Consider the following 26,896-nt stretch of genomic DNA (forward strand, 5'->3'; position numbering starts at 1 on the left):
GTTTCTCTGTACCCCTGTGTCTCTGTGGCTGTGTTCGAGTAACTCACGCATGAACCACGATCAAGTCATCCAAGACACCCGCGACTGGGTCGTCAAGGCCGTCATCGGCCTGAACCTCTGCCCCTTCGCGAAATCGGTGCACGTGAACGACCGCATCCGCTACGTGGTCAGCGAGGCAACCGAGCCCGAGCAACTGCTGAAGGACCTGGCGCGTGAACTGCTCGCGCTGAACCGGGCCGACCCTGAAGAGGTCGACACCACGCTGCTCATCCACCCCGGCGTGCTGACCGACTTCCTGGAGTTCAACGACTTCCTCGACGCCGCCGACGCGCTGGTGGACGAACTGAAGCTCGACGGCATCCTGCAGATTGCCGACTTCCACCCCGATTACCAGTTCGAAGGCACGCCTGAGGGCGACATCGGCAACTACAGCAACCGATCGCCCTACCCCACGCTGCACCTGCTGCGCGAAGAGAGCATCACGCGGGCGGTCGAATCCATGCCCGACACCGCGGCGATCTTCGAGAGCAACCTCGACACCCTGGCGCGCCTGGGGATCGACGGGTGGCGCAAGCTGGGCTTGAAAGGCTGAGGAGCGCGTCTACTCTTTCACCCAGGAGAGGTTGCCGCCTCGCTTGGGTGAATTGGCGCGCGTGCGCAGCACGGCGTCAAAGCCGCTCTTGCCGCCGTTCCAGACGGCCGTGAGCAGGCTCATCACGTCCTCCCGCGTGTAGGCCTCCAGATCGGGACGGAACTGCTTCAGCGCCACCGCCAGCACCTCGCGCGGCAAGGTCTGGTGGGTGGCCAGCACGACGAACATCGCCGCATGCAGATCGGGCCACGCCACGCACAAGGCCTGGATGCGGCGAAGCGCATCGGCCGGCGTCGCCCGATGCGCGGGCAGCAGCCAGTCGGGCAGATCGCGCTCCTCGGCGCGCTCGTCGGCGTCGTCCATGGCTTGTCTCCTCGTTTATCCAGATTTCACACGCCCCCAGGCCGTTGTCAATCATTTATCGCCCCCGCGACTGCGCAAATCAGCACGGACATGACGATTGAGACTCCGCTGACGCCTCCGTCATGCGGCAAACTTCGCGGTTGCCCTGGAGCACCCCGCCACCATGCAGCCCAAGAACCTTGCCCTCATCGACGACGACGCCGAGTACTCCGAATTCCTCGCCCAGTTCCTGCAGGAGCAGGGCATCACCGTCAGCCGCTTCGATGACAGCAATGCCCTGCTCGCGGCCCCCGAGGCCTTCACGTTCGACTTCTACCTGGTCGACCTCATGCTGCCGGGCGTCAACGGCGTCGAGCTGATCAAGATCCTGCGTCGCCGCACGGATGCCGGCGTGGTCGTGGTCTCCGGGCGGCTCGGGCCCGAGGTGTTCCGCGAAGTCATCACCGCGGGCGCCGACATGTACCTGGTCAAGCCGGTGCAGTTCGAGCAGGTGGCACTCGCCATTGCTGCGGTGCAGCGCCGCGTGGCCAAGCCTTCTGCAGCCGACGCCGTCTGGAAGCTCGACCGTGCCAGCGGCGAACTCATCGTGCCCGACGGCACCCGCATCCAGCTCAGCGAGGCAGACCGACAACTGCTGGAATGCTTTGCGCAGGCCGGCGGGGAGCCGGTCACGCGCGAGGCGCTGCTGAACAAGCTCGGCCGCGAGGTCAACGAGGGCGAGACCGACGACGGCCTCTCCGCCACCATCTACCGGCTGCGCCGCCGCATCGAGCGGGCCACGCCGACCCTGGTGCCGCTGCAGAGCAAGTCCCGCGTGGGCTACGTGTTCCGAGCGCCGCTGCAGCTGATCTGAACGCAGGTCAGCGCGGCGGCAGACCCGGCTCGGCGGTCTTCAACACCACGGTGTTGCGGCCGCTGCGCTTGGCCTCGTACAGCGCCGCATCAGCCCGGTCCACCAGCGGGCGCACATCGCCGTCATCCGGCGACACCAGGCTGACCCCGACACTGACCGTGACCCGCCCCACGGCGCCGAAGCGGGCGGCTTCCACCGTCTGGCGGATCTTCTCCGCGGCGGCAATGGCATCCACCGCACCCGCCAACTCGGGCAGCAAGACCGCGAACTCCTCGCCACCGAAACGCGCGGCCAGATCGCTCACGCGCAGCGTGCTCAGCAACAGCTGCGCGAGCTGGCGCAGCACGGCATCGCCGGCAGGGTGGCCGTGGGCATCATTGATGTGCTTGAAGTGGTCGACGTCGATCAGCAGCAGGCCATGGACACGGCCGCTCTGCACGGCGTAGCGGCGGTCCAGCGCCAAGGCTTCGTCCAGCCGCGCATCCAGGCTGCGGCGGTTGTGAAGGCCGGTCAGCGGGTCGCGCGTGGCCAGGTGCTCCAAGGCCGCGTTGGCAGCCTGCAGTTCCGCCGTGCGCTCCTGGACCTGAGACTCCAGCGTGGCATTCGTCTTCTGGAGGACATGCTCCGTCTCGATCAATGACTGCGCCATCGAGCGCATGGAGTCGCTGAGCTGGGTCAGCTCGCGGAAGGCGGGCTCGCGCGGGAACTCCGGCACTTCGCGTTCCGCCTCCACACGACGGGCGATACGGGCCAGCTCTTCCACGGGCCGGCTCACACGCCGCGCCAGCATCAGGCAGGCGAGGGTCAAGGCAGCCGCCACGAAGACACCGAGCAGCAGCAGTTCACGGCGCAAGTCGTGTACCGGCCGCAGGGCCACCTCCAGTGGCTGCCGGGCCACGATGCGCCAGCCGAGCTCGGCATTCGTCCGCGCGTGGAGCAGGGCCTCGCTGGTGAGGTAGTCACGCCCGTCGCCAAACCGCAGCGCGCCCTCGAACCGGCCGTTGACCAGGGCCGTCGGCAGCACCGGCTGACCTTCGGCCTGCGCGACCTTCAGCAGCTCGGGGTAGAGCACGCGACCTTCACGGTCCAGGATCAGGGCATCAATGCTGCTGCTGGCCCCCTGGCGCCGGGTGACCCCGTCGACGAGGCCGGTGATCCAGCGCCAGTGCGCGTGCGCTCCCACCACGCCGCGCAGCCGCCCGTCGGCATCCCGGATGGGGGCGGCAAAGTCGATGAAGCGCGTCGGCTCGCCCGACGGTTGGGACGGCAGCATGGTCGCGAGCAGCTTGGCCTCATGCACGTCGCCCACGTACACCCGCTCACGCGCGGCAATGAACCAGTCCCGCTGCGCCACGGAACGCCCGGCGAGCATGCCGCTGGTGGCCTGCAGGACCTTGCCTTCTGTATCCGTCACGCCGAGCCAGGCGAACTCGTCATGCAGGGCGGCCCGCCGGTCGAGGGAATCGCGCACGGCGGCGGAATCGAGGGGCCCCTGCATCAGGTGCGGGGACAAGCTGAGCAGCTCGATCTCGCGCTCGCGGTCGCGCAGCTGGGAGGCCAGCAACTCGGCAGCGGACTGCGCCGTCGAGCGGACAACCGCCTGCTGGGCCGCGAAAAGCTCGTCGGTCGCCAGGCTGCCCAGGTAGCCGCCGACGCTGCCCAGGATGGCCAGGGCCAACCCGCCCAGCACCACGCTGAGCTGGCCCCGCAGACTCCAGTGCCCCTTCATGCGGGCAGGGGCGCCACCGCAGGCCGATGGCGCTGCGCATCGCGCATCAGGCGCGCAACGATCAGGCGCATGACGTGGAACCCGAGCTTGGGGTTCTGGTAGTAGAGCAAGGCCATCTCTTCGGCAGTCAGGCTGTAGACGACGCCATCACTCACGGCCTCCAGCGTGAGCGTGCGACGGTTGTCGGGCGCACTCAGACCCAGATCACCCGCGAGAGCACCCGCAGGCAGGGCCTTTTCATGCTCGACCTGACGCAGGTTACCGGCTTTGGCGTCGAGCCTTGCGATGGCCGCATCGCGCTGGCGCCACAAAGTCGTGTCAGCCGTCACGGTTCGGCGGCGCCCAGGGGGCGGCCGCCTTGCCGCCACCAGGGCGCCGCGCACCTTCTGGCAAAGCACCATGACCCGGGTCACCCGGTCGACCCGTTCAAGGAGCATCGCAGTTTCAAGGCGCAGGGGCATCGCAGGCCAAGGCGAAGCTGAGGCGCGCCGAGTCTAGTCGGCCTGAGGCAAGGTCAATCTCATGACCGTCCCCAAGGGGCCGGTACGCAACAGCTCGGCATTGCCGCCGTGCATGTCCATCACCCGCCGCACGATGTACAGGCCCAGGCCATGGGTCGACTCGGTACCGGCGCTGCCCCGAGCGCCCCGGGTGAAGAGGCGGGGGATCAGCTCGCGCGAGATGCCCGGGCCGGTGTCGGCCACCTCCAGCTGCAGGGCCGGCGGCTCGTCGAAATCCATCACATGCAGCGCGACGCTGCTGCTGGCCGGCGAGTACTTCAGCGCGTTGGAGAGCAGGTTGCGCAAGGCCAGCCGCAGCAGGCTCATGTCCATCAGCGCGGTGCGTGTGGCCGTGTGGCGGTGCACCACCACGCGCCCACGCTGCTCGCGCGGCAGGTCGGCGATGGTCACGGCGATCAGGGTGTCGATGTCGGCATCCTCGCGCGCGATGCGCCCGCCCCCGGCCAGCAGGCTGGCGGCGGCCAAGGTGTTGTCCACGCCGGCCAGCACCTGCGCCAGCACGGACTGGGCCCGCGTCAGCCGCATCTGCGCCTCCAGCTCGCCCCGGCCGGCGAGGCTCGCCGCCGCGCTCTGCAAGGCGGCGCTGGCATTGTTCAGCGGCTGGCGCACCTCGTGGGCCAGCACATCCAGCATTTCTGATCGCTCACGCAGCAACTGGTCGAGTTCCTGCACATGGCGCTCCGTCTGGCGCCGCATCTGCTGCTCATGCGCCAGGGCGGCCCGGCGCTGCAGGTCTTCGGTGATGTCGTTCACCAGCGCCAGCGCGCGCAGCGGCCGGCCTTCTGCGGTGTATTCGGCCACGGCCGAGATCAGCATGTCGCGCAACTGGCCATCGGCGCAGATCAGCTGCACCGCGCAATCGGTCAGCTGGCCGTCACGCCAGAGGGCGGGCCGGTGCACCTCGCGCGCCAGGCGAGCCGACTCGGGTGTCATGAAATCTTCCAGCGAGCGGCCGATCACCTGCTGGCGCTTGTAGCCCAGGCGCTGCAGCCACCGGTCAGACACGCTCAGGACCCGGCCCGCCGCGTCGACCGAATGCATCAGGGCCGGCGTGGCTTCGTACAGCGCCCGCAGGCGCTGGCGGTTGTGCTCCAGCTCGACCGCCGCGCGGTGGTGCTCGGTCACGTCCTGGAAGGCGCCGACCAACCGCACCGGCAGGCCGTCCTGCCAGTCGACCTGGCCCTGGGCCAGCACCCAGATCTCCCGGCCCTTGGCCGTCACCAGCGGCAGCTCCAGGCTCCAGGGCTCGCCATGCTGCATGCCGCGCCGCACGGCACTCTCGATGGCCGCCCGGGCCTCGGGCTTGTAGTAGCTGAACGACTCCTGCAGCGTGGGTCGGTGGCCCGGCTCTAGGTCGTGGATGCGGCAGGTCTGGTCACTCCACACCATTTCCTCGGTCTGCAGGTCCAGGCTCCAGCCGCCGATGCCGGCCACGCGGCCGGTGCGGTCGAGCAGGGCCTTGCTCTCGCGCAGCTCGCGCTCGGCGGTGATGCGGTCGGTCACGTCCTCGACGATGCCCACATAGCCGCACAGCAAGCCAGCGCTGGCCAGCAGCGGGCGTGCGCGGGCCACCACCTGGCGCAGACCACTGTCGCGCCGCACCTGGTAGCGCATCTCGAAGGCCTCGCGCCGCTCGATGCTTCGACGCCACTGGTGCAACACCTCGGCGCGATCGCCCGGCGCCAGCGTGGCGGCCCAGCCGTCCCCCAGGGCTTCGGCGGCCGTCAGGCCGGTCATCTCCTGCCAGGTGCTGTTGGTGTAGACGAAACGCCCCGAGGCATCGGTGCGAAACACCCCCAGCGGGGCGGTCTCGGCCAACACCGAAAACGCCTGGCCCGGCTCGCTGCCCGGGCCAGCGGCCATCGCCCGCTCGCGCATCATCAATGCTTCGGCGGCTGCATCGGCCAGGCGCAACAGGGCTTCGCGCTGGTGCTCGGTCAGCTCGCGCGGCTGGAAATCCACCACGCACAGGGTGCCGGGGTGGCTGCCGTCGTCGAGCCGGATCGGCACGCCGGCATAAAAGCGCAGCGCCGGGTTGGCCAGCACGTCGGGATGGGCAGCGAAGCGCTCGTCCAGCAGCGCATCCTGCACCTCGAACAAGCCGTCGGCCAGCAGCGTGTGGGCACAGAAGGTCAGCGCCCGCGGCGTCTCGTCGCGGCCGAAGCCCACGGCGGCCTTGAACCACTGGCGGCGCTCGTCCATCAGCCCGAGCAGGGCCACCGGCGTGCCGCAGATCTGCGCGGCCAGGGCAGCCAGGTGGTCGAAGAGCGGCTCGGGCTCGGTATCCATGACGCACAGCGCGGCCAGGCGGGCCAGGCGTTGGGCTTCATCGGGCGGCAGGTCCAGGGTCACCATGGCCGCGAGCTTAGGGCAAGCTGGCGCGCCGTCTCGCAAAATCCTGCACCCGGTGCGAGTGCCGCACAGAAGCTTTCCCGCACCGGTTCACGGGACAGCGCACCTGCCAGCGTCTGCGGCAAGATGTCGGGATGGACGAGCATGAAATGGACGCGCTGATCGCCCGAGTGAACGCGGGCGACACCGCCGCGCAGGACGCCCTGTTCGCCGCCGCCTACCCGGCACTGCGCGAGCTGGCCAGCGCCCGCCTGCGCGATGGCGGCGGCCATGCCGGCGGGCTGCACACCACCCAGCTGGTGCACGAGAGCTACCTGCGGCTGGCACGCGGCAGCCGGCTCAGGCCGGAGTCGCGCCGCGAGTTCTTCACCTTCGCCGCCCGCTTCATGCGGGAATTCATCGTCGAGAGCCTGCGCCGTCCGCGCGCCGGCGAGCCGCTGACCCTGGACACAGCGGCCGAACTCGCCCTCACGTCGGAGGCCGACGAGGTCCTGCGCCTGCACGAGGCCCTGGCCGCGCTGCAGGCTGCCGAGCCGCGCCTGGCCCAGGTGGTCGAGATGCGCTACTTCGGCGGCTACACCGAGGTGGAGATCGGCGAGGTGCTGGGCCTGACCGAGCGCACCGTGCGCCGCGACTGGGACAAGGCGCGCCTGCTGCTCCTGGCGCTGCTGCGCCAATCCTGACCCCATGACCGCGCTGAGCACCGACGACCTGGCCGCGCTGAGCACGCTGCTCGACGACGCGCTGGCCCTGCCGGCGGCCGAGCGCGAGGCGTGGCTGGCCGCCCTGCCCCATCCGCATTGGCGCGACGCCCTCGCCCAGATGCTGGCCGACCACGACGCCCTGGCCGGCAATGGCGCCCTGCAGCAGCTGCCGCGCCTGACCGAGCCGCCGCCGGCCACACCGGGCGAGCGCATCGGCCCGTGGCGGTTGATCGAGGAGATCGGCCGCGGCGGCATGGGCAGTGTCTGGCGGGCCGCCCGGGCGGACGGCGTCTTCGACCGGGAGGTGGCCCTCAAGCTGCCGCGGCGTTCACGGCGGGCGCCGCAGTCGGACGCCGCCCTGGCCGAACGTCTTGCGGCCGAGCTGCGCATCACCGCGCGCCTGGAGCACCCCCACATCGCCCGCCTTTACGACGCCGGACTGGACGCCCAGGGGCGGCCCTACCTTGCGATGGAACTGGTGGCGGGCGCGCCCATCGATCGGCACGTCCAGCAGGCCGGGCTGGACGTGCCGGCCACACTGCAGTTGATGGCCCAGGTGGCGCGCGCCGTCGCGCATGCGCATGCCCGCGGGGTCATCCACCGCGATCTGAAGCCCGGCAATGTGATGGTGGCGGCCGATGGCACACCACGGCTGCTGGACTTCGGCGTCGCCACGCTGCGCGCTGGCCCCGCTGCCACGCCCACCTCGGCCGGCCTCACGCCGGCCCACGCCGCCCCGGAGCAGCTGGCCGGCGCGGCCCCGAACGAGTCGGCCGACATTTATTCGCTGGGCGTGCTGGCCTACGAGCTCCTGTGCGGCGAACTGCCCCACGGCAAGGCCGGCCCACGGGACGCCGACTCGCTGCGCCCGCCCAGCGAGCGCTGCACCGACCCGGCGCGCGCCCGAGCCCTGCGCCGCGGGACCGACGCGCTGCTGATGCGCGCGCTGTCGCCGCTGCCCTCGCACCGCCCGGCTTCGGCCGCTGACTTCGCTGCCGCGCTGGAGGCCGAGGCCCAGCGCCTGGGGCCGGCCGGCCAGCGCCACCGGCGTGCGGTCGCGCTGGCCGCCAGCGTGCTGGTCACGCTGGGCCTGGGCGCCGGTGTGGCCGTCGTGCAGGCCCAGCGTGCCGCCAACGCCGTGGAACGCGAGCAGGCGGCACGAGCCTTCGTGAACGAGGTGTTCAAGCTGCAGTCGCCCGCCTCGGCCGCGGCGCAGACACCGGCTGCCCTGTTGGCCCGCAGCACCGCGCTGATCGAGCCCCGCTTCGAGCCCGCGGCCAAGGCCGAGATGTACGCCGGCCTGAGCCAGCTGCTGGCCGACATGGGCGCGCCGCGCCTGGCTGTGGAGGTCAGCCGCCGGCGCCTGGCGGCGCTGGACGAATCGCAGGCCCGCCCGACCGAGCGCGCTCGGGCCTGGCGACTGCAGGCGGCGCTTCAGCTCGATGCCCGGGAGCCGGACGCCGCGGAGGCCAGCGCGCGCGCGGCGCTCGCCTTGCAGCCGGGCGACCTGGAGGCTGAGGTGCTGCTGCTGCGCAGCCTGATCGCCCGCCATCGCTTTGCCGAAGCAGCGCCGCAGCTCGCTGCACTGGAAGCCCACGCGCCGCCGGCCAGCCTGGCGTCCGCCTGGGCCCAGTCGCTGCGCGGCCGGCTGCTGCTGGCCGAGAACCGCCGCGACGAAGCCCTGCCCCGGCTGCAACGCGCGGTGTCCATCGGCCTGTCGGCCGCCGGCCCCCATTCGCTGGACGTGGTCGCCCTGCGGCTGGCCGCCGCCGACGCACTGCTCGGGAGCCACGAACGCCGCGAACTGCAGGCCCAGCTCGACGCGGCCCTGGCCACGCTGGACCAGCTCGGCGGCGCCCATGCGGTGCGCTCGGCCCTGATCGCCGCGCGCATGGCCACGGCCCGGTACACCGGCTACTTCCAGATCAGCGCCGAGGAGGCCCTGGCCACCATCCGCGCCAGCCGAAGCCGGCTCGCGGCCCGCGGCGACGCGCTGCCGGACGAAGTGACCGCGCCGCTGGACCTGTACGAGGCCAGCGTGCTGTCCCGCAGCGGCGACATCGGGGCGGCATTGCCGCTGATCGAGCGCAGCCGTGCTGCCCTGGAGGCCGATGCGCGCACGCCGCCCGAGCGGCTGCGATTGGGCCACACCGTGGGGGAAATCTATGAAGCCCTGGGCCGGCATGACGAGGCGGACCGCTACTTCCGCATGGCCCTGCAGGCCCGCATCGACGGCGGCTACGCGCGCCACCCGCTGACGGCCTTCCAGTACATGGCGGCCGCCACCAATCTGTCAGCCGGCGGACGCTCGCAGGCCGCGCTGGCGCTGCTGGACGGGGCGCCGGAGTTCCCGCCGGTGGAGGGGCCGAATGCCGCCAACCCGCGCCGCTTCAGCCACCTGGTGCAGCTGGCCCGGGCGCGGGCGCTGCAGGACGGCGGCCGCCCGAAGGAAGCCCTCGCCAGCCTGCCGGCCGAGCTGATCCGGCCCGCAGACAACGACCGCATCAGCCTGTACGACACGCAGCAGGCCCTGGCCCTGCGCGGGGAGGCCCGCTGCGCGCTGCAACAGTCCGCCACCGGTCTGGCCGACCTGCAGGCTAGCCTGGCCCTGGCCAGCCGCACCCGCGACGACCCGCTGGACACCGACCTCGCGCGGCTGCATGCCCTCACCGGCGCGTGCGCGCTGGCCCAGGGCGACCGCGCCCTGGCCCGGCATGAGGCAGAGCTGGCCCGGCGCAGCTTTGCCACGCGGCCCTGGGCGGCGAGCTACCGGCAGGCGCCGCTCAAGCGGCTGGACGCCGCCCTGGCCGCCCGCGGTTGAATCTCAAGGCGCCACGCGCCCCAGGTGCTGCAGCCAGAACGCCTCGTACTTGCGATGCCAGCCGGCGGGCTTGACCACACCGCCCAGCGCATGCACGCCGTCCGGGTCGAGGAAGAGCTCGACCAGTGACTCCTTGCCCGAGTCCAGCAGCTCACGGTAGACGTTGACCGTGTCCTGGTAGAGCACATTGGGGTCCTGCATGCCATGCACCAGCATCAGCGGCTTCTTCAGGCCCTTGGCCAGGGGCAGCAGCGAGTACTTGCGCAGCACCGGCTTGCTGCGATCGACCTTGCCAATGGTGCGGCCGCTGTACCAGCTGTTGTAGTTCTCCCATTCCGTCGGGCCGGCGCCGGCAATGCCGGCAGCGAACAGGTCGGGCCGCGTGTACATCGTGTACTGGGTCTGGAAGCCGCCGAAGCTCCAGCCGTTCAGACCGATGCGAGCGCCGTCGACCCCGAACTGCGCGGGCATCAGCTTGACGAGGTCCTCCAGGTCTTCGGCCTGCGGCTCGCCAGCGCGTTCCCAGTTGGCGTCCGAGAACTTGCGGCCGTAGTTGCTGTGGCCGCGCGGGTCGACGGCGATGGTCACATAGCCGTGCTTGGCCGCCATGTACTGGCCGAACAGATAGGCCGTGTTCTGGAAGCTGTCGACCTCGACGATGTGCCGGTCGTTCAGCGGGCCGCCGTAGACGTAGACCACCGCCGGGCGCTTGTCGCTGGCCTGCCAGCCGGCGGGCTTGAAGACGTAGGCCTCGATGCGGTCGCCGTGGCGGTTCTTGTACGCAAAGCGCTCCGGCTGCAGCAGCTTGAGGTCAGCCAGGGCCTTGTCGCTGCTGTCAGTCAGCACCCGCGCCGGGGAGCGGGCATCGGTAGCCAGCAGCTTCAGCTCGGGGCGGCGTGCCCAGTTGCCGGCGTTGGCCGCCACCCAGCGACCGTCTTCCGACATCGCCGCGCTGCGATGGAACTCGCCCGCAGCGCCGACGGCCTGCGTGGTACCGGTGGCCATGTCCACGCGCAGCACGTTCATGGCGGCCGTGTCGCCCAGGTTGCCCAGCACGTACAGGGTCTTGCTGTCGGCCGTGAAGCCGATCACCTGGTGCGCCTCGAACTCGCCCTTGAGCAGCGGCCGCAACGCGCGGGTGGCCACATCCATGGCATAGGGCTGGCGCCAGCCGGCTTCATCGAGCGCCAGCACCAGGGTCTTGCCGTCAGGCGTGAAGCGCGGCTTGAGCACGTTGACCACCTCGTGGCCCACGTCGCCGCGGCGCTCCAGCACCATCTCGGGCTTGGCTGTCTCCGAGGCCTGGCCCAGGTAGACGCGCAGCAGCTCCTTCTCGCGCTCCCAGGTCGCGAAGGCATAGCGGCTGCCGTCCTTGGCCCAGGCCACGTCGCTCATCTCGAACCAGACATCGCCGCCGTTGTTGGTGAACACCGGCTCGGGCTGCTTGCGCGGCGGCTCGGCCCCCGCCGGCACGGCGCGGATGTAGAGGGCCAGCGGCTTCTCGGTGCGCTTGTCGTCGGACACCTCGCGGTTGACCTTCTTGGCCGTGGCCCAGCGCTCGCTGTAGTTCATGATCTCGACCTGACGCCCCGGCGGCGCGGGCTTGTCATCCGCGGTCTTCAGCGGCGCGCGGGCCAGCAGCGACATCCAGCGGCCGTCCTCGCTGATGACGGTCTGGTCGATGCGGTACTTCTTCTGCTCGTCGTCCGGGTGGATGAGCTCGCGGTTGACCACCTGCACGCCGGCCTGCTTGAACGACAGGCGCAGCACACGGGTCTCGTCCATGTAGATGAAGCCGTTGTCGTCGGGCGTGTAGGCCACGGTGCGCAGCTCCCGCTGCGTCGCCACCAGCGGCATCGGCGCCTTGGCGTCCGGCTGCCAGCGGTACAGGCCGCCGCGGTACTGGAACACCAGCTCATCGGCCTTGTTGGCCCACACGAACTGAGCGGGGCCGGGGTAGAGGTCGGCGGGCTTGAGCTTCTCGCGGGCGAGTTTCTTCTTCAGCTCGTCGCGCAGCTCCCAGAGTTCCTTCTCTTTGTCGTCCTTCTTGTCGGGCGCCGAAGCGGCCGGCGAAGGCGCCGGGGCCGGCTTGCCGGCACGCTTGGCGGCGAGCACCGCCGCTGCGTACTTCTCGGCGTCGGCGTCGGCCTTGTCGGCCGCCTTCTGCGCGTCGTCTTTGGCCTTCTTCTCGGCCAGCTCTTTCTTGAGCTGCTCGATGGCCGCGGTTTCCCACTGCGACAGATCGACCTTCTCACCGCGCAGGTAGGCCTGCTGCGCGACTTCGCGCGCCTGGCGCTCGGCGTACTCGGTATTGCGCTGCTGCAGCTTCTTCTCGAACCGCGCCATGTCCTCGGGCGCCTCGAAGGCCGCCATGACCTGCGGTGAAGTGACCCGCGTTGTCTTGCCGGTGCGGGTGTCATGGACCCACAGGTCGCTGCCCGGCTCGCCGAACGGGCTCCACAGGTAGGCGAGGTAGCGACCGCTCTTGCTGAAGGCGGCCTCCTTGGCGTTCTCGCCACGGTAGGGCTGGGCGCGGAAGATCTGCTCCAGCGTCGGCGCCGCGGTGTTGGCGACCGGGGTGTTGGCGACCGGGGTTTGCGCCTGCAGCGGCGTGGTGGCCGACAGGGCCAGCGCGAGGGTCAGGCTGCCGAGGGCGGCCAGGGTGACGGGCTTCAAGGGGGTCTCCTGAATGGGGCCCCTGGGGATGGAGGGGCGGCGCATTCTAGGGATGGGAGGGCGGGGGGCTGTTGGTCACGGGGGGCGCGGCTTTGGCGACGAACGCGAAGGGAAGGCTTTGCAATGAGCCTTTGCCGCTCGGTGCACCGTGCCGGGAGTCCGCCCCGGCGGGCGGGTAACTTTCTTCTGCTGCGCCAGAAGAAAGTCACCAAAGAAGAGGCGCTGAACCGCAAGTCGCCTCTGGCCTGCGACGGACATCGCGCGAAAACAAATACTCAGAGCCTCAGCCGAGGCGAGCCGCTGCGCTCTCGCTGCTGACCCTATCCAGAGCCCGCGTCATCCACCGCTTGTGCGGTCAACGTCGGCTGCACGCCGAACTCACGAGTTGAAAACCAAGCGCCGTCGACGGCGCGTCGTGGCGTCAGCTGCATTCATTGGTGAGCCCGGCGTGCAGCCGGCGTTAACGGGCGTGAAGGGGCGATAGATGATGCTCGTGACAGGGACAGCAGCGAGAGCGCAGCGGGTCGCTTCGGCGCACAAGCCGAGCACGAGTTTTCGCGCGTGAGCTTCAGCACCAGGGCGATGACTTGCGGTTCAGCGCCTCTCTTTTGGTGACTTTTCTCTGGCGCGACAGAGAAAAGTTACTCGCCCGCCGGGGCGGACTCCCGGCACGGTGCACCGAGTCGAAAGGCTCTCAGCAAAGGCCTCCACATCCATGCCGGAGGCCGCGCCGCCAAAGACCCCAAACAAAAAGACCTCCCCGCAGCCCAACGCCACCGAGAGGTCTCGTGCCACAGGGGGCCCAAAGCCCCCGCCAACTCAGTTGGCCTTGGCCGCCAACTCCGCGGTCTCGCCGCGTGTCTTCCACATCGACACTATCACGCCACCCGCGATCAGGCCGAAGGTCACGCTCAGCGACACCACCGCAGGCACCTTGCCGATGAAGCCCACCAGGAAGATCTTGCTGCCGATGAACACCAGCACCAAGGCCAGGGCGTACTTCAGGTACTTGAAGCGGTGGATCATCGCGGCCAGCGCAAAGTACAGCGCGCGCAAGCCCAGGATGGCGAAGATGTTGCTCGTGTAGACGATGAAGGGGTCGGTCGTGATCGCGAAGATCGCCGGCACCGAGTCCACCGCGAAGATCAGGTCCACGAACTCCACCAGCAGCAGGGCCAGGAACAGCGGCGTGGCGAAGCGCTCCACGCGGCCGGTCTTGGGGTCGGCTTCCTTCACCCAGAAGGCATTGCCGCGCAGGCCGTCCGTCACGCGCATGTGCTTCTTGAGGAACTTCAGCAGCGGGTTGTTGGCGATGTCCGGCTCATGGTCGACCATGAACCACATCTTGATGCCGGTGAGCACCAGGAAGGCACCGAACAGGTACAGGATCCAGCTGAACTGGCTCACCAGCGTCGCGCCCAGGCCGATCATGATCGCGCGCAGCACGATGACGCCCAGGATGCCCCAGAACAGCACGCGATGCTGGTACAGCCGCGGAATCGCGAAGAAGCTGAAGATCAGCGCGATGACGAAGACGTTGTCCATGGACAGCGACTTCTCGATCATGAAGCCGGTGTAGTAGTCCATGCCGGCCTGTGCGCCGAGGTACCACCACACATAGGCGCCGAAGGCCAGGGCCACGCCGATGTAGCCGGCCGACAGCAGCAGGCTCTCGCGCACGCCGATCTCATGGTCGTCCTTGTGCAGCACGCCCAGGTCGAAGGCCAGCAGCGTCACCACGACGCCCAGGAAGCTCAGCCACAGCCAGGCAGGCTTGCCCAGGAAGTCGGATTGCAGGAAGTTCAGAAGGAGTTCCATCAAAGGCTTTCGTCAGAGCAGAAAGGACAGCGCCGCACCGGCGGCTGAAACACCGCCACCGACCCCGAGCAAGGTCACGTCGCGGCGCTCGTTGCCGATGCGCCAGGCTTGCCACGCCGCGGCGCAGAGTACCGCGGCGAGCAGCAGGCACAGAAGAGTGAGGGTGTCCATTTCAGGCTCCGTCAGGTTCAGGAAATCAGGAAGTGATCAGGGTGGCGCGCACCGGCGGCACCTGGCTGCGCTGCCACCAACGCAGCGCGGCGTGCGAGGCGCCGCCCGCCAGCAGCAACAGCGCCGCGCCGACCGCCCAGGTGATCCAGGCCAGCACCGTCACGCCGCCGGCCAGGGCGGGCATGGTGTCCAGCACCGTCTGGAACCAGGGTTGCGCCGCTTCGATGCCCTGCGTGATGGACTCGGACACGCCCTGCGGCAGCCAGCGCGTCCAGCCCTCGGGCAGGGCGAGATCCTTGACAGGCAGGTGGCCGGCGCCACCGAGCAGCACGGTCAGCAGCCACTGGCCGAGCCAGACGATGACCGACCACACGGCCATCAGCACACCCACCACACTCCACAGCAACAGCGCCATCACGCACCTCCGTCCACAACGAGGTGCGCAGTGTCCGCAGCAGGAGACGCCCGGAGAAGCGCAGTTCTCCGAGCGCAGACTTCCGAAAAACCGAAGTTACGCCGTGCGCGCCAGCACCGGGGCCAGCGCGACGCCGGTGTGGCTGCCACTGGCCACCACCTGCTCGGGTGTGCCCTGCACGACGACGCGGCCACCGGCCGTGCCACCTTCCGGCCCCAGGTCCAGCACCCAGTCGGCTTCGGCGATGACGTCCAGGTCGTGCTCGATGACCACCACCGAATGCCCGCCCGCCACCAGCCGGTGCAGCACACGGATGAGCCGCTCCACATCGGCCATGTGCAGGCCCACGGTGGGCTCGTCCAGCACGTACAGCGTGTGCGGCGCCTTCTGGCCGCGGCGCGTAACGTCATCGCGCACCTTGACCAGCTCCGACACCAGCTTGATGCGCTGCGCCTCGCCGCCCGACAGCGTGGGCGACGGCTGGCCGAGCGTCAGGTAGCCCAGGCCCACGTCCTTCAGCAACTGCAGCGGATGCGCGATGGACGGCATGGAGGCAAAGAACTCCACCGCCTCGTCCACCTCCATCTGCAGCACGTCGCCGATGCTCTTGCCGCGCCAGGTCACACCCAGGGTCTCGGGGTTGAAGCGCTGGCCGTGGCACTGGTCGCACGGCACCTTCACGTCCGGCAGGAAGCTCATCTCGATGGTCTTCATGCCCTGACCTTCGCAGCCCGGGCAGCGACCCTCGCCGGTGTTGAAGCTGAAGCGGCCCGGCCCGTAGCCGCGGGCCTTGGCCTCCAGGGTTTCGGCGAAGAGCTTGCGGATGGCGTCCCAGAAGCCGATGTAGGTCGCCGGGCAGGAGCGCGGCGTCTTGCCGATGGGAGTCTGGTCGACCTCCAGCACGCGGTCGACCTGGGCATGGCCTTCGATGCCATCGCAGCCCTGCCACTTGGCCGGCGACTTGCGCAGCGGCACGGCGACCGCCATGTTGGCCAGCAGCACGTCACGCGCCAGCGTGGATTTGCCCGAGCCTGACACGCCCGTCACGCCCACCAGGCGCTTGAGCGGCACGTCCACCGTCACGCCCTGGAGGTTGTGCAACGCGGCGTTGAGCACCGTGAGACGCGGCGTGTCGGCATCGACCGCACGCCGTTCCTGCAGCGGGTGGATGAGCGGATGCGCCAGCATGCGGCCCGTGGTGGAGTCGGGCTGCGCGGCCAGCTCGGCCGCCGTGCCCTGGGCCACGACCCGCCCACCGCGTTTGCCGGCCCCGGGGCCGATGTCGATGATGTGGTCGGCCCGGCGGATGGTGTCCTCGTCATGCTCCACCACCACCAGCGTGTTGCCCTTGTCGCCCAGGGTGGACAGGGCCTTGAGCAGGATCTGGTTGTCGCGCGGGTGCAGGCCGATGGTGGGCTCGTCCAGCACATAGCACACGCCCTGCAGATTGCTGCCGAGCTGGGCCGCCAGCCGGATGCGCTGGGCCTCGCCGCCGGAGAGCGTGGGCGCGGCACGGTCCAGGGTCAGGTAGCCGAGGCCCACCTCCTCCAGGAACTCCAGCCGCCCGAGGATCTCGCTGACCACGTCGCGGGCGATGTCGGCATCGCGCCCTTCCAGGCGCAGGCCCTTCACCCAGTCGCGGGCCTGGCCGACGCTCCAGGCAGCCACCTCGCCGATGCCCTTGTCGTCGAACTCGACCGAGCGCGCCGTGGGGTTCAGGCGGGTGCCGTGGCAGTCCGGGCATGGCGCATCGGTCAGGCCCTCGACCTCGGCCTCTTCGGACGGGAAGCTCTGCTCTCGGCCGCGGTTGTCCTCCGCCTGCACGCTGTCGTCCAGCGCGCGGCGCTGTTCGCGGGTGAGCTGCAGGCCGGTACCCACGCAGCTGCCGCACCAGCCGTGCTTGGAGTTGTAGGAGAACAGGCGCGGGTCCAGCTCCGGGTAGCTCGTGCCGCAGACCGGGCAGGCGCGCTTGGTGGAGAAGACCTTGACCTGGCCGATGCCGCGGCCGGTCTCGCCGGCTGCCAGCGCGCTGCTCAGGCCGTCCAGCGGCGCCAGCAGGTGCAGCACGCCCTTGCCGGCGTCCAGCGCCTTGGCCAGCAGCTCGCGCAGCTCCGCCTCGCGCGCCGGCTCGATGACGAGGTCACCCACCGGCAGCTCCAGCGTGTGCTCCTTGAAGCGGTCCAGGCGCGGCCAGGGCGAGGTGGGCAGGAACTCGCCGTCCACGCGCAGATGCGTATGGCCGCGGCCCTTGGCCCACTTGGCCAGGTCGGTGTAGACGCCCTTGCGGTTGACCACCAGCGGCGCCAGCAGCCCGACGTGTTGGCCGCGGTAGTCGCGCATCAGCTGGGCCGCGATGCTCTCCACGCTTTGCGGGCGCACGGGCGCGCCGTCATGCACGCAGTGCTGCACGCCGAGCTTCACGTAGAGCAGCCGCAGAAAGTGCCAGACCTCGGTGGTGGTCGCCACCGTGCTCTTGCGGCCGCCGCGCGACAGGCGCTGTTCGATGGCCACCGTGGGCGGGATGCCCCACACCGCGTCTACCTCCGGCCGGCCGGCCGGCTGCACGATGCTGCGCGCGTAGGCGTTGAGGGACTCCAGGTAGCGGCGCTGGCCCTCGTTGAACAGGATGTCGAACGCCAGCGTGCTCTTGCCCGAGCCCGACACGCCGGTCACCACATTGAACTTGCCGCGCGGGATCTCGACGTTCAGGCCCTTGAGGTTGTGCTCGCGGGCGTTGACGATCTTGATGGCTTCGTCGGCCGCGCGCCGTGCCTGGATGAGCTGCTGCAGCGGGCGACCCTCCTCCACGGCCACGGCCGGGCGGTCCATGTGCAGCGCATAGTCACGCAGCGCGGCGGCGGTGTGCGAGCTGCGGTGCTTCGCGACCTCCTCCGGCGTGCCGACGCAAACGATCTCGCCGCCCGCGTCACCGCCCTCAGGGCCGAGGTCGATCAGCCAGTCGGCCGCGCGGATGACATCGAGGTTGTGCTCGATCAGGATGAGCGAGTGGCCGGCCGTCAGCAGTTTGCGCATCGCGCGCATCAGCTTGGCGATGTCGTCGAAGTGCAGGCCCGTGGTGGGCTCGTCGAACAGGAAGAGCGTGCCCTTCTTGGCCACGCCGAAACGCGGGCTGCTGGCGGCCTCGGCCAGGAAGCCGGCGAGCTTCAGGCGCTGGGCCTCGCCGCCGGAGAGCGTGGGCACCGGCTGGCCCAGGCGCACGTACTCCAGGCCCACGTCGACGATGGGCTGCAGCTTCAGCACCACGGCGCGGTGCTCGCTGAACAGGTGCACCGCCTCGGCCACGGTCAGCTCCAGCACGTCGGACACGCTCAGGTCACGCCCCTTGAGGCTGAGCTTCACGTCCAGCATCTCGGCACGGAAGCGCTTGCCGTCGCAGTCCGGGCAGCGCAGGTAGACGTCGCTGAGGAACTGCATCTCCACATGCTCGAAGCCCGAGCCGCCACAGGTCGGGCAGCGGCCGTCACCGGCATTGAAGCTGAACATGCCGGCGCTGTAGCTGCGCTCGACGGCCAGCGGCGCCTCGGCAAACAGCTTGCGGATCTCGTCGAAGGCGCCGACGTAGCTGGCCGGATTCGAGCGCGCTGTCTTGCCGATGGGGCTCTGGTCGACGAAGACCGCGTCGGCCAGGTGGTCAGCACCCAGCAGGCGCTCATGCGCGCCGGGCGACTCGGTCGCCTTGCCGAACTGGCGCGCCAGCGCGGGGTAAAGCACGTCCTGCATCAGCGTGCTCTTGCCGGAGCCCGACACGCCGGTCACCACCACCAGCCGTTGCAGCGGGAACTCGACCGACACGTCCTTCAGGTTGTGCTCGCGCACGCCTTCGAGGATGAGGCGGGGCGTGTTCTCCTCCACCAGGCGCTTCAGCCCCATGCCGACGTGCTTGCGGGCACCCAGGTACGCCCCGGTCAAGGTGTCGGCGGCGCGGATGGTCTCGGGCGTGCCGTCGAACACGATCTGGCCGCCGCGCTCACCCGGGCCGGGGCCCATGTCGATGAGGCGGTCTGCCGCGAGCATCACGGCCGGGTCGTGCTCCACCACCACCAGGGTGTTGCCGGCATCCCGCAGCCGCTGCATGGCCTGCACGATGCGGCCCATGTCGCGCGGATGCAGGCCGATGCTGGGCTCGTCGAGCACGAAGAGGGTGTTGACCAGCGAGGTGCCCAGGGCCGTGGTGAGGTTGATGCGCTGCACCTCGCCGCCGGAGAGCGTGCGGCTCTGGCGGTCCAGCGTCAGATAGCCCAGACCCACGTCGCAGAGGTAGCGGCTGCGGTGGCGGATCTCGTCGAGCAACAGCTTGAGCGCCTCGTCGAGCATCGTGCTGGGCAACTGCAGCCCGTCGACGAAATCGCGCAGGCGCTGGATGGGCAGCTGCATCAGGTCATGCAGCGACAGGCCCGGCAGCGCCTCCAGCTGCTCGCGCGTCCAGTCCACGCCCACCGGCAGGAAGCGCTGGGCCGGCGGCAGCGCAGCATCCGCCAGGGCCTTGCTGCCCACGCGCCACAGCAGCGCCTCGGTCTTGAGGCGCGCGCCGCGGCAGCTCGGGCATTCGGTATAGCTGCGGTACTTGGACAAGAGCACCCGGATGTGCATCTTGTAGGCCTTGCTCTCCAGGTAGTCGAAGAAGCGCTTGACCCCGTACCACTGCTTGTTCCAGTTGCCGTTCCAGTTCGGCGTGCCGTTGATGACCCAGTCGCGCTGCGCCGGGCTCAGCTCCTTCCAGGGCGTGTCGCGGGGGATGCCGGCCTCGCCGGCGTACTTGAGCAGGTCGTCCTGGCTGTCTTTCCAGGCCGGCGTCTGCATCGGCTTGATGGCGCCGTTGCGCAGCGTCTTGCGCTCGTCCGGGATGACCAGGCCCAGGTCCACGCCGATGACGCGACCAAAGCCGCGGCAAGCCTCGCAGGCCCCGAAGGCGGAGTTGAACGAGAACAGTGCCGGCTGCGGGTCGGCGTAGCGCAGATCGCTTTCCGGGCAATGAAGGCCGGTGGAGAAGCGCCAGAGTGTGGCGCCGTCGTCACCCACGTGAACATTCACGCGGCCACTGCCGCGCTTCAGGCAGAGCTCGATGGCTTCCATGGCGCGCTGCTTGTCGGCACCCTGGATGCGGAAGCGGTCGGCCACCACGTCGAGCACCTTCTTGCCGTCCACGTCGCGCTCGCCCTGCACCCGCGTGAAACCGCTGGCCGACAGCCACTGCTGCACCTGCTCCGGGCTGGTGTTGGCCGGCAGCTCGACCGGGAAGCTCAGCACCAGGCGAGGGTCGTCGGCCTGGGTGCGGGCCATCAGCTCCGCATAAATGCTCTGGGCGGTGTCATGCCTGACGGGCAAGGCCGTCTTGCGGTCGAAAAGTTCCGCGGCGCGGGCATAGAGGAGCTTCAGGTGGTCATTCAGCTCCGTCATCGTGCCCACCGTGGACCGGCTGGTGCGCACCGGGTTGGTCTGGTCGATGGCGATCGCGGGTGGGACGCCGTCGACCTTGTCGACCGCCGGGCGGTCCATGCGGTCCAGGAATTGCCGGGCATAGGCGGAGAACGTCTCCACGTAGCGACGCTGGCCCTCGGCGTACAGGGTGTCGAAGACGAGACTGGACTTGCCCGAGCCGCTGGGCCCGGTGACGACGGTGAGTTCCGCCGTGCGCAGATCGAGGTCGAGGTTCTTGAGGTTGTGCTGCCGAGCGCCTCGGATGCGGATCAGACCGTCAGTCATTGCAGGGGGGTGCCAAAACGACAAAGGCGGGCAGTGTAGGGACGCCCACTGACGGAAACTGTCAGCACTCGCGAACGGTGTAGGGGGATTGCACCCGACATCCGCCCGTCATGCCTCACCTCGAACGTGGGGCATCGGGTTGCACCGCGCCCGCGGCTGCGGCAACAATCGGGCGCGGCTTGACACAGGCCACAATAACAACAAACGCATCAAGGACATGGGGATGGAAGAGTCGAGGTTGCCCGAGCCAGTGCCTGCGCTGGTTCCCTACTGGCTGAATGCCGCCACCGAGGGTGACCGCGGCGGGCAGCCGCAGCCCGGCGATGAAGGCACGTCCCCCTGCGCCCGCCTGGCCCAGGTGCTGCTCGTGGAAGACAACCACATCAACCAGGTCGTAGCCCTGGAGTTCCTGTCCTTGATGGGCGTGCAGGCGCGACTGGCCCGCAACGGCCTGGAAGCCCTCACCGCCTGCGCTGAAGCCGCGCCCGACCTGGTGCTGATGGACATCCAGATGCCCGGCATGGATGGCCTGGAATGCGCCCGCCGCCTGCGCGCCCAGCAGCGCGACGGCAGCCTGCCCAACTTCCCCATCCTCGCCCTGACCGCCCATGCGCTGGACGCCGACGTGGCCGCCAGCCTGGAAGCCGGCATGGACGAGCACCTGACCAAGCCGCTGGACTTCATCGCGCTGCGCAGCCGCCTGCAGCGCTGGCTCAAGCTGCCGGACCCGAGCTGACGGCCAAGTCGCGCTGGTCAACCCCAGGTTGTGCCGGGCCGGGCCCTGCCCATAATCGCCCGCCACATCTGACGGAGACAAGCCGATGAAGCGACGCACGCTGCTGCCTGCCCTGCTCACGCCCTGGCTGGCCCAGGCCCAGGGCAGCAAACCCGCCACCTGGATCGTGCCCTTTCCCGCCGGCGGCGGCACCGACGCCTTCGCCCGGCCGCTGACGGCCCAGCTCACGAAGCAGATGGGCCGCCAAGTCATCATCGACAACAAAGGGGGCGCGGGCGGCACGGTGGGCGCCAGCATTGCGGCCAAGCTGCCGGCGGACGGCAGCAACTTCTTCATGGGCGCCGTGCACCACGCCATTGCGCCGGCCATGTACCCGAAGCTGGACTACCGGCTGGAAGACGACTTCACCCCGGTGGCCCTGTTGGCCAGCGTGCCGCAGGTCGTCGTCGTGAACCCCACGCAGGTGCCGGTCGCCGACCTGAAAGGGCTGCTCGCCGCGCTCCGGGCCAAGCCGGGCAAGCTCAACTACGGCTCGGCCGGCAATGGCACCTCCCACCACCTGGCGGGCGAGCTGTTCAAGCTGCAGACCAAGACCTTCATCACCCACATCCCCTACCGCGGCTCGGGCCCGGCCTTGCAGGACCTCATCGCCGGTCAGGTCGACCTGATGTTCGACGGCCTGGGCTCCTCGGCCACCCATATCAAGAGCGGCCGCATCAAGGCCCTGGCTGTGGCGGGCAGCAAGCGCGCCGTCGGTTTCCCCGACGTGCCGACCGCCGCGGAAGCCGGCGTGCCGGGCTACGAAGTGTCGACCTGGTACGGCCTCTGGGCGCCCAAGGGCACGGCCAAGGAGGCCATCGCGGCCATGCAGGCCGAACTGCGCAAGGCGTTCGCCACCGACGAGATCCGCAACATCTGGCACGGCCTGGGCGCCGAGACACCCAACCTCTACGGCGACGCCTTCGGCCAGTTCGTCAGCGGCGAGGTCAAGCGCTGGGCAGAGGTCGTCAAGCGCTCTGGAGCGAAATTGGACTAACCCCCTACCGGCTGCGCCGGCCCCCTTGGGAAGGGGGCACTGCCGATGGACCGGCAAAGCCGGATCCATGGCAGTCGCTGGATCAAGACCCAACTGAGTTCGACGCACCCATGAATCTCTATTCCGCCCTGCGGGCCGGCTTCCCTGCCGACCTGGACACGACCGCCATCGACGCCGATGGCGCCCTCTACACCTGGCGCGACCTCGAACGGGGCAGCGCCATGCTGGCCAACTGGCTGCAGCGCCTGGACCTGCCGGCCGGCAGCCGCGTGGCGGTGCACACCGACAAGAGCGTCGAGGGCTTGCTGCTCTACCTCGCGGTGCTGCGCGCCGGCCTCGTCTACCTGCCGCTGAACCCGGCCTACCAAGCCAGCGAACTCGAGCACTTCATCACCGATGCCGCGCCCGGCGTGGTGGTCTGCGCCAGCCGCAACTTCGGATGGATCAGCAAGCTGGCCTTCCAGCGGGGCGTGCGCTGGGTGTTCACGCTGGACGACGACCGCAGCGGCACCCTGCTGGAGCGCGCCGTGCAGATGAGCGACGTGCACGAGCACGTGGCGCGGGCGCCCGGCGACCTGGCCGCCATCCTCTACACCAGCGGCACCACCGGGCGCAGCAAGGGTGCCATGCTCAGCCACGCCAACCTGCTGAGCAACGCCCAGACGCTCAAGGCGTACTGGGACTGGCAACCTGACGACGTGCTGCTGCACGCGCTGCCCATCTTCCATGTGCACGGCCTGTTCGTCGCCTCGCATGGCGCGCTGCTCAACGGCAGCAAGATGCTGTGGTTCAACAAGTTCGATGCCGCAGCGGTCGCCCGTCGGCTGCCCGAGGCGACCGTCTTCATGGGCGTGCCCACGCTCTACGTGCGGCTGCTCCAGGAGACGACGCTCGACACCCGCGCCATGCGCCTCTTCATCAGTGGCTCGGCGCCGCTGCTCATCGAGACCTGGCGCGAATGGCAGGCCCGTACCGGCCACCTCATCCTGGAACGCTACGGCATGAGCGAGACGCTGATGCTGACCTCCAACCCCTGCCGGCCGCAAGACGGCGAGCGCATCGGCGGCACCGTGGGCCCGGCGCTGCCGGGTGTGGGCCTGCGCGTCGTGAGTGACGCCGGCCAGGCCTGCGCGGTCGACGAGATCGGCCATGTGCAGGTGCGCGGCCCCAATGTCTTCAGCGGCTACTGGCAGATGCCCGAGAAGACGGCCGAGGAATTCACCGCCGACGGCTGGTTCAAGACCGGCGACGTCGGGCGCCTGGGCGCCAACGGCTACCTCACCCTGATCGGCCGCAGCAAGGATCTCGTCATCAGCGGCGGCTTCAACGTCTACCCGGCGGAGATCGAGGGCTTCCTGAACGAACTGCCCGGCGTGGATGAATCCGCGGTGATCGGCGTACCCCACCCCGACTTCGGCGAGGCCGTGGTGGCGGTGGTCACGCCCGCCAAGGGCAGCGTGCCCGACCCCGACGGCCTGATCCAGGCGCTCAAGGGCCGCATCGCCGGCTTCAAGGTGCCCAAACGGGTGATCGTGGCGCCGGAGCTGCCGCGCAACGCGATGGGCAAGGTGCAGAAAAAGCTGCTGCGCGAACAACACGCCGGATTGTTCGGCAGCGCCTAAAAATCACGCGGTGCGCCGAGGCCGGCGGCGCACAATGAATTGCACCAGTTGCCACGGAGGGTGCCATTCCGACCGCCGAAGTCTCGTCCGATGCCGAGCGCCAGCGGCTCGCCCGGCGCCGCCGCTGGCGCGACCGCGCCTTGCTGCTGGCGCCGGCCGGCGCCTTCGGCCTGGTGCTCGTGGTGATGTGGGCGCTGCTCGCCTGGTACGTCGTCGAGACACCGCGCGAGTTGCTGGCCCGACAGCGCCAGGAGCAGGCCACCGCCGTGCGCGCCGTGGCGATGCAGACTGAACCCGTGCTGCGCCAGGCCGAAAGCGCACTGCGCGCCATCGACATCTGGTTGACCCACAGCCACGAAGGACATGTGCTGGACGAGCCAGCCCTGACGCAACTGGCAGACAGCCTGCGCAGCGGCACCCGGCAGTTCGTCGACATCGCGCTGGTCACCTCCACCGGCCGGGTGCGACGGCTGCAGGCGGGCGCCGCGGATGACTTCGCCAGCGTTGCTGGTACCGCGGCGTTTGATCAAGCCATGGCGACGTCGCCCGACGGCCTGCTTGTCGGCTTGCCGCTGCGCCTGTCGGGCCGGCTGGACGACAACCGCGTGCGCCTGCCGCTGTTCCTGCGCCTGTCCCGGCCGCTGGGCGACCACGTCCTGGCCCTGGCCCTGGTGGACCTGCAACGCCTGCAGGAAGCCCAGGCCCTGTTCCTGCCGAACAGCGAGACCGCCTTGGTGGTGATGCGCAGCGACGGCGTCGCGCTGTCGCGCCGGCCGGAGGTGGCCGGTTTCGTAGGCCGCAACCTGTTCGAGCAGTTTCCTGCCGCGCGGCGTGACTTCAGCGGCCAGGAAGGCTTCTACACCACCACCGGCGCCGCCACGGACGGGCGCCCCCGCGTGGGCGCCTTCGTCACGCTGGACGACTTCGGCCTGAAGCTGCTGCTCTCCGACACCGAGCACGCCGCCCTGACCCGGCACCTGCGCCAGCGCACCCTGCTGCTGGTCACGGCGGCGGCCGCCACGCTCGGCCTGTTGCTGCTGGCGCGCTGGCTGGGCCAGTTGCAGCGCGATGCCCGCTTGCGCGAGGCGATGCTGCAGGCCACCAGCAACGCCATGCCGCTGGGCCTGTTCCGCACCGATGCCAGCGGCCGCATCGTCTACGTGAACGACGCCTACCTGCGCGTGCACGGCCTCAAGCGCGAGGACGCGGCCTGGGGCTGGACGACGCTTGTGCAAGCCGAGCAGCGCGACATGCTCATCCAGCGCTGGAAGCACCTGATGAGCACCGGCGAGCCCATCGACATGGTGCGCAAGATGAAGCGTGGCGACGATGGCCGCATCCGCTGGATCGCGCTGCGCACCGCACCGCTGTTCATCAACGGCCAGGTCGCTGGCCAGGTCGGCACGGTGGAGGACGTGACCGAACGCGGCGAGCAGGCGAAGGCGCACCAGACCCTGGCGGCCATCTTCGACATGACACCCGACCTCGTCTGCCAGGCCAGCGAACATGGTCAGGTCACCTACCTGAACCCCGCCGCGCGCCAGCGGCTGGGCATGGACGCGGCGGCGGCGCTGACGGACGTGCACATCGTCGACTTCTTCACCCCGCAGCAGCTCGAAGCCTACGAACAGCAGGTGCTGCCCCAGGCCCTGCGCGACGGCCACTGGCGCGGGCGCGTCGAGCTGCAACTGGCTGACACCCAGGTGCCGATGGACTGCCTCGTCACCGCCCATGTGGATGTGCGCGGACGCATCGAGACCGTATCGGTCATCCTGCGCGACGTGTCGGAGCAGCAGCGCGCCCAGCGCCAGCTCGAACGCAGCGAGGCCATGCTGCTGGCCGTTGCCCACACCGCACGGGCCGAGTTCCTGGTGGCCGACACCGACGCGCGGGTGTTGTTCTTCAATGCCGCCTTTGCGGAGCACCGCCGCATCGAACTGCAGGACTGGGTGGGCCGGTCGCTGGCAGAACTCTTCGGCGAGCGCGCCTATGCCAGTCGCTCAGCACTGGTGACAGCCGCCCTGGCCGGCGAGACGATGCGTCTGGAGCTGCCCGACAGTGCCGAGCGCGATGGTCGGCGCTTCGAGGCGCACTACGCCCCGCTGCGCGTGCAGAGCGGCCAGATCGAAGGCCTCATCGCCATCGAGCTCGACGTGACCGAGGCCCGGCGCGAGGAAGAGCGCCTGCGCCGCGCCTCGCAAACCGACCCGCTGACCCAGCTGCTCAATCGCAGCGGCTTCGAGAACGGCGCGCGCGACCTGCTGAGCGGCACCACCGGCCAGCGCCTGGCGCTGCTCTACCTCGACCTGGACCGCTTCAAGCCCGTCAACGACGCGCACGGCCACCCGACCGGCGACGCGCTGCTCAAGGCCGTGGCCCTGCGCATGCGCCATGCACTGCGGCCCAGCGACCTCGTCGCGCGACTGGGTGGCGACGAGTTCGCCGTGCTGCTGCCACAGCTGCAGCATCCGAGCGATGCAGCCACCGTCTCGGCCAAGCTGCTGGCCGCGGTGAGCGCGCCGTATCACATCGGCGAGCTGGAGCTGAGCATCGGCCTGAGCATCGGCTATGCCGTGGCCACGACCGGCAGCATGACCCTCGAAGCCCTCGTGGCCGAAGCCGATGCCCGCCTGTACGACGCCAAGCGCGCCGGCCGGGGGCGGGCCAGCGGCAGCGTGATGTAGCAGAAGATTTGCGCATATCGATGCGTCCATCGCTTCGTGGCGCGGTGGCCGGTGGCTTCCTAGAGTGCGGCGCTTCCCT

Annotated in this window: 17 protein-coding genes; 8 read left to right on the plus strand and 9 right to left on the minus strand. The window is 69.7% G+C overall.

The window, feature by feature from the left end:
- The first annotated feature begins 49 nt into the window (after window positions 1-49).
- Window positions 50-592 (plus strand): DUF1415 domain-containing protein, encoded by a 543-nt coding sequence (locus CDO81_RS23210; RefSeq protein ID WP_088485635.1) that lies wholly within the window; start codon window positions 50-52, stop codon window positions 590-592.
- Window positions 593-601: 9 nt separating this feature from the next.
- On the opposite strand, the gene CDO81_RS23215 is transcribed toward CDO81_RS23210, so the two are convergent.
- Window positions 602-955, minus strand: a complete 354-nt coding sequence (locus CDO81_RS23215) for a hypothetical protein (RefSeq protein ID WP_088485636.1) — start codon at window positions 953-955, stop codon at window positions 602-604.
- Window positions 956-1,118: 163 nt separating this feature from the next.
- On the opposite strand from CDO81_RS23215, the gene CDO81_RS23220 reads away from it, so the two are divergent.
- Complete coding sequence (locus tag CDO81_RS23220; RefSeq protein ID WP_088485637.1) at window positions 1,119-1,808, plus strand: response regulator transcription factor; 690 nt, start codon at window positions 1,119-1,121, stop codon at window positions 1,806-1,808.
- A gap of 7 nt (window positions 1,809-1,815) precedes the next feature.
- On the opposite strand, the gene CDO81_RS23225 is transcribed toward CDO81_RS23220, so the two are convergent.
- Genes CDO81_RS23225 through CDO81_RS23235 form a run of 3 tightly spaced genes read right to left on the minus strand, consistent with a single transcriptional unit; the run spans window position 1,816 to window position 6,413 of the window.
- The gene (locus CDO81_RS23225; protein ID WP_088485638.1) at window positions 1,816-3,537 is read right to left on the minus strand and encodes a sensor domain-containing diguanylate cyclase; all 1,722 of its coding nucleotides are present in this window, start codon (window positions 3,535-3,537) and stop codon (window positions 1,816-1,818) included.
- Window positions 3,534-3,974 carry a cyclic nucleotide-binding domain-containing protein gene (locus CDO81_RS23230; RefSeq protein WP_158218397.1) on the minus strand — a complete coding sequence of 147 codons (441 nt, stop codon included), beginning with the start codon at window positions 3,972-3,974 and terminating at the stop codon, window positions 3,534-3,536. The genes CDO81_RS23225 and CDO81_RS23230 overlap by 4 nt, the downstream gene beginning before the upstream one ends.
- A 57-nt stretch (window positions 3,975-4,031) precedes the next feature.
- Complete coding sequence (locus tag CDO81_RS23235; protein WP_088485640.1) at window positions 4,032-6,413, minus strand: sensor histidine kinase; 2,382 nt, start codon at window positions 6,411-6,413, stop codon at window positions 4,032-4,034.
- Between the two features lie 131 nt (window positions 6,414-6,544).
- Here CDO81_RS23235 and CDO81_RS23240 point away from each other — a divergent pair, with 131 nt between their 5' ends.
- Window positions 6,545-7,093 carry an ECF-type sigma factor gene (locus tag CDO81_RS23240; protein ID WP_088485641.1) on the plus strand — a complete coding sequence of 183 codons (549 nt, stop codon included), beginning with the start codon at window positions 6,545-6,547 and terminating at the stop codon, window positions 7,091-7,093.
- 4 nt (window positions 7,094-7,097) lie between these two features.
- Complete coding sequence (locus tag CDO81_RS23245) at window positions 7,098-9,935, plus strand: serine/threonine-protein kinase (protein ID WP_088485642.1); 2,838 nt, start codon at window positions 7,098-7,100, stop codon at window positions 9,933-9,935.
- Window positions 9,936-9,938: 3 nt separating this feature from the next.
- Here CDO81_RS23245 and CDO81_RS23250 read toward each other — a convergent pair whose 3' ends face one another.
- The 5 genes from CDO81_RS23250 to uvrA all read right to left on the minus strand — a co-directional run bounded on the left by CDO81_RS23250 (window position 9,939) and on the right by uvrA (window position 20,739).
- Window positions 9,939-12,611, minus strand: coding sequence for a prolyl oligopeptidase family serine peptidase (locus tag CDO81_RS23250; protein ID WP_144397376.1), 2,673 nt, complete (start codon window positions 12,609-12,611; stop codon window positions 9,939-9,941).
- Between the two features lie 819 nt (window positions 12,612-13,430).
- Window positions 13,431-14,429 carry a TerC family protein gene (locus CDO81_RS23255; RefSeq protein ID WP_088485644.1) on the minus strand — a complete coding sequence of 333 codons (999 nt, stop codon included), beginning with the start codon at window positions 14,427-14,429 and terminating at the stop codon, window positions 13,431-13,433.
- A 12-nt stretch (window positions 14,430-14,441) separates the two neighbouring features.
- Window positions 14,442-14,600 carry a hypothetical protein gene (locus tag CDO81_RS28250; protein WP_158218398.1) on the minus strand — a complete coding sequence of 53 codons (159 nt, stop codon included), beginning with the start codon at window positions 14,598-14,600 and terminating at the stop codon, window positions 14,442-14,444.
- A gap of 25 nt (window positions 14,601-14,625) precedes the next feature.
- Window positions 14,626-15,015, minus strand: coding sequence for a hypothetical protein (locus CDO81_RS23260; protein WP_088485645.1), 390 nt, complete (start codon window positions 15,013-15,015; stop codon window positions 14,626-14,628).
- A gap of 96 nt (window positions 15,016-15,111) precedes the next feature.
- The gene (gene uvrA / locus CDO81_RS23265) at window positions 15,112-20,739 is read right to left on the minus strand and encodes an excinuclease ABC subunit UvrA (RefSeq protein ID WP_088485646.1); all 5,628 of its coding nucleotides are present in this window, start codon (window positions 20,737-20,739) and stop codon (window positions 15,112-15,114) included.
- A gap of 223 nt (window positions 20,740-20,962) precedes the next feature.
- Between uvrA and CDO81_RS23270 the strand changes: the two genes are divergently transcribed.
- The 4 genes from CDO81_RS23270 to CDO81_RS23285 all read left to right on the plus strand — a co-directional run bounded on the left by CDO81_RS23270 (window position 20,963) and on the right by CDO81_RS23285 (window position 26,817).
- The gene (locus tag CDO81_RS23270; RefSeq protein WP_158218399.1) at window positions 20,963-21,475 is read left to right on the plus strand and encodes a response regulator; all 513 of its coding nucleotides are present in this window, start codon (window positions 20,963-20,965) and stop codon (window positions 21,473-21,475) included.
- 85 nt (window positions 21,476-21,560) lie between these two features.
- Window positions 21,561-22,511, plus strand: a complete 951-nt coding sequence (locus CDO81_RS23275) for a Bug family tripartite tricarboxylate transporter substrate binding protein (protein WP_088485648.1) — start codon at window positions 21,561-21,563, stop codon at window positions 22,509-22,511.
- Between the two features lie 110 nt (window positions 22,512-22,621).
- Window positions 22,622-24,133, plus strand: a complete 1,512-nt coding sequence (locus tag CDO81_RS23280) for a malonate--CoA ligase (RefSeq protein ID WP_088485649.1) — start codon at window positions 22,622-22,624, stop codon at window positions 24,131-24,133.
- Window positions 24,134-24,273: 140 nt separating this feature from the next.
- A complete protein-coding gene (locus tag CDO81_RS23285) occupies window positions 24,274-26,817 on the plus strand; it encodes a diguanylate cyclase domain-containing protein (RefSeq protein ID WP_088485650.1) in 2,544 nt (847 codons plus the stop codon).
- Window positions 26,818-26,896 lie beyond the last annotated feature (79 nt).

The organism is Roseateles puraquae (assembly GCF_002205845.1).
GTDB lineage: Bacteria > Pseudomonadota > Gammaproteobacteria > Burkholderiales > Burkholderiaceae_C > Pelomonas > Pelomonas puraquae.

Bases quoted from the DNA above. Each gene is read 5' to 3' on its own strand.
- CDO81_RS23210 (WP_088485635.1), top strand. From the start codon at position 50: ATGAACCACGATCAAGTCATCCAAGACACCCGCGACTGGGTCGTCAAG.
- CDO81_RS23215 (WP_088485636.1), bottom strand. From the start codon at position 955: ATGGACGACGCCGACGAGCGCGCCGAGGAGCGCGATCTGCCCGACTGG.
- CDO81_RS23220 (WP_088485637.1), top strand. From the start codon at position 1,119: ATGCAGCCCAAGAACCTTGCCCTCATCGACGACGACGCCGAGTACTCC.
- CDO81_RS23225 (WP_088485638.1), bottom strand. From the start codon at position 3,537: ATGAAGGGGCACTGGAGTCTGCGGGGCCAGCTCAGCGTGGTGCTGGGC.
- CDO81_RS23230 (WP_158218397.1), bottom strand. From the start codon at position 3,974: ATGCTCCTTGAACGGGTCGACCGGGTGACCCGGGTCATGGTGCTTTGC.
- CDO81_RS23235 (WP_088485640.1), bottom strand. From the start codon at position 6,413: ATGGTGACCCTGGACCTGCCGCCCGATGAAGCCCAACGCCTGGCCCGC.
- CDO81_RS23240 (WP_088485641.1), top strand. From the start codon at position 6,545: ATGGACGAGCATGAAATGGACGCGCTGATCGCCCGAGTGAACGCGGGC.
- CDO81_RS23245 (WP_088485642.1), top strand. From the start codon at position 7,098: ATGACCGCGCTGAGCACCGACGACCTGGCCGCGCTGAGCACGCTGCTC.
- CDO81_RS23255 (WP_088485644.1), bottom strand. From the start codon at position 14,429: ATGGAACTCCTTCTGAACTTCCTGCAATCCGACTTCCTGGGCAAGCCT.
- CDO81_RS28250 (WP_158218398.1), bottom strand. From the start codon at position 14,600: ATGGACACCCTCACTCTTCTGTGCCTGCTGCTCGCCGCGGTACTCTGC.
- CDO81_RS23260 (WP_088485645.1), bottom strand. From the start codon at position 15,015: ATGGCGCTGTTGCTGTGGAGTGTGGTGGGTGTGCTGATGGCCGTGTGG.
- uvrA (WP_088485646.1), bottom strand. From the start codon at position 20,739: ATGACTGACGGTCTGATCCGCATCCGAGGCGCTCGGCAGCACAACCTC.
- CDO81_RS23270 (WP_158218399.1), top strand. From the start codon at position 20,963: ATGGAAGAGTCGAGGTTGCCCGAGCCAGTGCCTGCGCTGGTTCCCTAC.
- CDO81_RS23275 (WP_088485648.1), top strand. From the start codon at position 21,561: ATGAAGCGACGCACGCTGCTGCCTGCCCTGCTCACGCCCTGGCTGGCC.
- CDO81_RS23280 (WP_088485649.1), top strand. From the start codon at position 22,622: ATGAATCTCTATTCCGCCCTGCGGGCCGGCTTCCCTGCCGACCTGGAC.